This is a genomic window from Pseudochrobactrum kiredjianiae, from assembly GCF_030362795.1.
Taxonomy (GTDB): domain Bacteria; phylum Pseudomonadota; class Alphaproteobacteria; order Rhizobiales; family Rhizobiaceae; genus Pseudochrobactrum; species Pseudochrobactrum kiredjianiae.
Window position 1 is genome coordinate 1 of record NZ_JAUCBM010000040.1, and the last position, 3,484, is coordinate 3,484.

Below are 3,484 nucleotides of genomic sequence, written 5' to 3' on the forward strand. Positions count from 1 at the left end.
TGAATAGCCCCTAGATTTGTAGACACCTTGTGACTTAAAAAAGAGACAAGGAGCTTACGATGGGTAAAGCTAATTTCACCGACGAATTCAAACTTGACGCTATTAAACAGATTACTGAGCGTGGCTATTCAGTAGCTGATGTTTCACGTCGCTTGGGCGTGAGCACACATTCACTTTATAGCTGGAGGAAGCGCTATAATGCTCCTGAGAAAGCAGCTGTGCAGGATGATCAATTGTCAGAGATCAGGCGCTTGAAGCAAGAGCTTGCTCGCGTCACGGAGGAGCGTGACATATTAAAAAAAGCCACCGCGTACTTCGCCAAGGATGCAAAATGAAGTACGCGTTTATCAAGGCGCATCGTGTTCGGTTCAATGTGCGTGCCATGTGCCGCATGCTTTGTGTCCATCCAAGCGGATTTTATGCATGGATGAAGCAGCCTTTAAGTCACCGTGCAAATGAAGATATCCGGCAGATAGCACTGATCAAGGATGCTTGGCATGACAGCGGCAAGGTCTACGGATACCGCAAATTACACGATGATCTGCGAGATCAGGGGGAGACCTGCTGTCCAAACCGTGTGGCGAGACTGTCCAGACTGGCAGGGATCAAGGCTCAGATTGGTTATAAGCGCCGTTCCGGTAAATATGGTGGCAAACCCTCTATCGTCATAGACAACACCCTGGATCGCCAGTTCGATGTGAACACACCTGATAAGGTTTGGGTCACAGATATTACTTATATCAAGACATATGAAGGGTTTTCCTACCTGGCTGTTGTCATCGACCTGTTTTCTCGACGCGTTGTCGGGTGGTCAATGCAATCGCGCCAAACCACAGACCTGGTCTTACAGGGTTTATTGATGGCCGTGTGGCGACGAAAGCCTAAAGAGCGGGTACTGATACATTCAGACCAAGGCTCCCAGTTTACAAGTATGGACTGGGCATCATTCCTGAAACAACATAATCTTGAGCACAGCATGAGCCGCCGCGGGAATTGTCACGATAATGCTGTAGCTGAGAGCTTTTTTAACCTGCTGAAGCGAGAGCGCGTTCGACGTAAAACATACAGAACTCGAGCTGAAGCAAGGCAAGACGTATTTGATTACATTGAGATGTTTTATAACCCGCAACGCAAACACGTTAGAAATGGTATGCTGTCACCAGCACACTTTGAACAGAACCACAAACTGAAGACGAAGAGTGTCTAATAAACTCGGGGCTATTCAATTTGTGAAATCAAATGAGCTTAGGGACCATGAGAGTTCTGAAGCCCCCGCACCAGACTGATATCGAGGCAGCTGCCTTTCGGCTCCCTCCTCCGTTGCCGCTGTTTTAAACTCAATGTCGCCAGAAGTAGCTTAAACCGACTTCTGGATGGCCGCTTGCGGGTTCAAGCCTCCTTCCGAAAAGCTGTCTTTAGTAAACGGGTCGAGGCTGGTCGCTAGGAAAGCGATCCTGCGACGTACCGGGGAGAGAATTGCGCTCAGTAATTTGGGGACACGGCGAGTCCTGCGGCAATGCAGAACCTTTTCGGCCCATAAAATTGGTAGGCCCCTTGAGGCTAGTTCGGACCTTTGCAAAGGATTCCAAAAAAGTTTGCCTTTTCGTCGTAGAGGCCAAGGTCAAGATTGTTGTAGCACCACCTGAGTTTCGGTTTCTTAGGGACGTTGTCCGCAGGATAGAGGCTGCGAATGTATTTTGGATCATCGAGCATGGGCTCGACCTCACGGATTATCCTGGCATGTGCCTGTGCCGCTCGAACAACGGCCACGGGGTGGCCCGACATGGTTATGCCCAAACCATTAAAGCCGCCGGCGGACAGCTGACCCGGCAAGGTGTTCGCCGCTTGCCGAGCGTCGTAGGTCGACCAGAGACGCATCCTTTCGGACGTCATAGTGCCATCGTCTTTCCTTTCGAAAGCGTCGTGATCGAATAGCCCTATGATCTCAAATGTGTCACGCGTGACCGACGCGAACAGAACTTCATTCGTTCTGGCTGCATGGCCTTTGGCTTCCCTCGTCAGCCCGAGATGGAAATGGTGAAGCCCCATGACGTTGAGCAGAAAATCCTTGTCCGCCCAGCTTTCTTCCGGGCCGCTGCTCTGGGCAGCGGGTGTGTATCCTTCCTTGATCGCTCCAAGTGACAAGTATGGTGTAAGGTCTTCGCCATCCTCAACCGTTTTGATAAAGGCATCAAGGTTTGGTGTCAGTCCTACCATCCTCGGATCGCTTGCAAGCCTTTCGCGTCCGCTGACCGTTCGCCGCGCCTGTCTGACATGCCGCAGCCGCCAAGCGATATAGACAATTAGCAGATCAGTCAGGTGCTTCCCCTCAAGTGTAGTGCGCGTGGCCTTGTCATTAGGGAAGCACGGGTAATCCCCCCTTTAATTAAAGGTGTTTGAAAGTGGAATTTTCTCTGTTTAATAAACGAGGAGATTTTTATGAAAACGACTAGATTTACCGATCCACAAATCCTTGCAATCTTACGCCAAGCTGAGGGTGGTGTGTCTGTTCCTGAGCTTTGCCGCGAACACGGCATGAGCAATTCAGCATTTTATAAATGGCGCTCGAAATATGGCGGCATGGATGCCTCGATGGTCAGCCAGATGAAATCTATCGAGGATGAAAACCGTCGGCTAAAGAGAATGTTTGCTGACCTGAGCATGCAAAATGACTTACTGAAAGAAGCTCTTGGAAAAAAGTAACGGGGCGCTCGGAGCGTCGAGATATGGCCGTGATAGCTGCGAAACGGCCTGATGTCAGTATTGCGTGTGCATGCCGAGCTTTTGAAGTAAGCGAGACCTGTTATCGCTATAGCCCTCTTCTTCGTCATGAGAATGAAGAAATTGCAGATCTTCTGATTGGACTAACGGCAGCTAAAAAGACATGGGGTTTTGGATTGTGCTTTCTTTATCTTCGTAATGTCAAAGGCTATGGCTGGAACCACAAGAGGGTTTATCGTATTTATTGTGAGTTGGAGCTGAACCTTCGAATTAAGCCCCGAAAACGCCTTAAAAGGGATAAACCTGATGCTCTGGTAGTTCCAACAAAACCTAATTTGGTCTGGTCGATGGATTTCATGGCAGATCAGTTGGCAGACGGCCGGTCATTCCGGCTATTGAATGTACTGGATGATTTTAACCGTGAAGGCTTAGGCATTGAGGTGGATTTCTCTTTGCCAACAGAACGGGTTATTCGAAGTTTGAACCAGATCATCGAATGGCGCGGCAAGCCAGAGACTATACGCGTTGATAATGGCCCGGAATATATCAGTGGTAAACTTCTGGGGTGGGCTGAAAAACACTCTATTACCATCTTGTATATTCAACCAGGACAGCCTCAGCAAAATGCCTATATTGAACGCTATAACCGGACTGTCAGGCACGAATGGCTAGACCAATATATCATTGAGACAATTGAAGAAGCGCAAGCCTTCGCGACAGATTGGTTATGGACTTACAACAATGAACGTCCCAATATGGGCAT

3 protein-coding genes are annotated in these 3,484 nt (G+C 49.0%); 2 read left to right on the plus strand and 1 reads right to left on the minus strand.

The window, feature by feature from the left end; translation table 11 throughout:
* Window positions 1–59: 59 nt before the first annotated feature.
* Window positions 60–1,207, plus strand: a protein-coding gene (locus QUF18_RS20275) for an IS3 family transposase (RefSeq protein WP_374807254.1) whose coding sequence is annotated in 2 segments (ribosomal slippage) — window positions 60–306 and window positions 306–1,207 — 1,149 coding nt in all. Because the reading frame shifts where the segments join, the coding sequence is not laid out codon by codon here.
* A 353-nt stretch (window positions 1,208–1,560) separates the two neighbouring features.
* On the opposite strand, the gene QUF18_RS20280 is transcribed toward QUF18_RS20275, so the two are convergent.
* Window positions 1,561–2,217: a hypothetical protein gene (locus QUF18_RS20280; RefSeq protein WP_289389049.1), complete on the minus strand. Its 657-nt coding sequence runs from the start codon at window positions 2,215–2,217 to the stop codon at window positions 1,561–1,563.
* Between the two features lie 222 nt (window positions 2,218–2,439).
* Here QUF18_RS20280 and QUF18_RS20285 point away from each other — a divergent pair.
* Window positions 2,440–3,484 (plus strand): IS3 family transposase gene (locus QUF18_RS20285; protein ID WP_289388842.1). Its coding sequence is split into 2 segments (ribosomal slippage), with 1,046 coding nucleotides annotated over them: window positions 2,440–2,701 and window positions 2,701–3,484; the frame shifts between segments, so codons are not numbered across the junction. This gene is flagged as partial in the annotation.

What these genes read in the sequence shown, in the direction of transcription:
- QUF18_RS20280 (WP_289389049.1), bottom strand. Translation starts at nt 2,217, where the DNA reads ATGGTAGGACTGACACCAAACCTTGATGCCTTTATCAAAACGGTTGAG.